Origin of the sequence: Bacillus cereus group sp. BfR-BA-01379 (genome assembly GCF_022663605.1) — a bacterium.
GTDB lineage: Bacteria > Bacillota > Bacilli > Bacillales > Bacillaceae_G > Bacillus_A > Bacillus_A mobilis.
Genome location: NZ_JAKUFT010000198.1, coordinates 1 through 480 on the forward strand (window position 1 = coordinate 1; position 480 = coordinate 480).

Here is a 480-nt window from a genome sequence, read left to right on the forward strand (position 1 = left end):
CATGTTTGGTATTGGGTTATTATCCATAATTGGCATGATGTTTGGTGGTTGATTGTTATCCATGATTGGCATCATATTTGGTGGTTGATTGTTATCCATGATTGGCATCATATTTGGTGGTTGATTGTTATCCATGATTGGCATCATATTTGGTGGTTGGATATTGTCCATGATCGGCATGATATTTGGCACTTGAATATTTGGCGGTATAACTTGTGGAATAACTACATTTTCTTTCGATACATTTGGTGATACTATATTTCCTACATTTTCTTTCTTCACTTGCGGTGACACGATATTCCCTACATTTTCTTTCTTCACTTGCGGCGATACGATATTCCCTACATTTTCTTTCTTTACTTGCGGTGACACGATATTTCCTACGTTCTCTTTCTTTACTTGCGGCGACACAATATTCCCTACATTTTCTTTCTTCACTTGCGGTGACACGATATTTCCTACGTTTTCTTTCTTCACTTG

1 pseudogene is annotated in these 480 nt (G+C 37.3%); it reads right to left on the minus strand.

Annotation, left to right across the window (positions count from 1 at the left end):
• A pseudogene (locus tag MR113_RS27435) lies at nucleotides 1-480 on the minus strand (peptigoglycan-binding protein LysM); the annotation flags it as partial.